The sequence below is a fragment of the Secundilactobacillus sp. MJ173 genome (assembly GCF_059704265.1).
Genome location: NZ_BAAKGN010000067.1, coordinates 1 through 1,336 on the forward strand (window position 1 = coordinate 1; position 1,336 = coordinate 1,336).

Below are 1,336 nucleotides of genomic sequence, written 5' to 3' on the forward strand. Positions count from 1 at the left end.
TGGTGGAGTAATGGTTCACCAAGGCAATGATACGTAGCCGACCTGAGAGGGTAATCGGCCACATTGGGACTGAGACACGGCCCAAACTCCTACGGGAGGCAGCAGTAGGGAATCTTCCACAATGGACGAAAGTCTGATGGAGCAACGCCGCGTGAGTGAAGAAGGGTTTCGGCTCGTAAAACTCTGTTGTTGAAGAAGAACACATCTGAGAGTAACTGTTCAGGTGTTGACGGTATTTAACCAGAAAGCCACGGCTAACTACGTGCCAGCAGCCGCGGTAATACGTAGGTGGCAAGCGTTGTCCGGATTTATTGGGCGTAAAGCGAGCGCAGGCGGTTTCTTAAGTCTGATGTGAAAGCCTTCGGCTTAACCGGAGAAGTGCATCGGAAACTGGGAGACTTGAGTGCAGAAGAGGACAGTGGAACTCCATGTGTAGCGGTGAAATGCGTAGATATATGGAAGAACACCAGTGGCGAAGGCGGCTGTCTGGTCTGTAACTGACGCTGAGGCTCGAAAGCATGGGTAGCGAACAGGATTAGATACCCTGGTAGTCCATGCCGTAAACGATGAATACTAGGTGTTGGAGGGTTTCCGCCCTTCAGTGCCGCAGCTAACGCATTAAGTATTCCGCCTGGGGAGTACGACCGCAAGGTTGAAACTCAAAGGAATTGACGGGGGCCCGCACAAGCGGTGGAGCATGTGGTTTAATTCGAAGCTACGCGAAGAACCTTACCAGGTCTTGACATACTGTGCTAACCTAAGAGATTAGGCGTTCCCTTCGGGGACGCAGATACAGGTGGTGCATGGCTGTCGTCAGCTCGTGTCGTGAGATGTTGGGTTAAGTCCCGCAACGAGCGCAACCCTTATTGTCAGTTGCCAGCATTTAGTTGGGCACTCTGGCGAGACTGCCGGTGACAAACCGGAGGAAGGTGGGGATGACGTCAAGTCATCATGCCCCTTATGACCTGGGCTACACACGTGCTACAATGGATGGTACAACGAGTTGCAAACCCGCGAGGGCAAGCTAATCTCTTAAAGCCATTCTCAGTTCGGACTGCAGGCTGCAACTCGCCTGCACGAAGTCGGAATCGCTAGTAATCGCGGATCAGCATGCCGCGGTGAATACGTTCCCGGGCCTTGTACACACCGCCCGTCACACCATGAGAGTTTGTAACACCCAAAGTCGGTTCGGTAACCTTCGGGAGCCAACCGCCTAAGGTGGGACAGATGATTAGGGTGAAGTCGTAACAAGGTAGCCGTAGGAGAACCTGCGGCTGGATCACCTCCTTTCTAAGGAATAATACGGAAACCTGCACATGAGACAAAACTTTGTTTA

1 rRNA gene is annotated in these 1,336 nt (G+C 52.5%); it reads left to right on the forward strand.

The window, feature by feature from the left end:
• Positions 1-1,290: ribosomal RNA gene (locus tag AC6H04_RS10705) — 16S ribosomal RNA — on the forward strand; the annotation flags it as partial.
• Positions 1,291-1,336 lie beyond the last annotated feature (46 nt).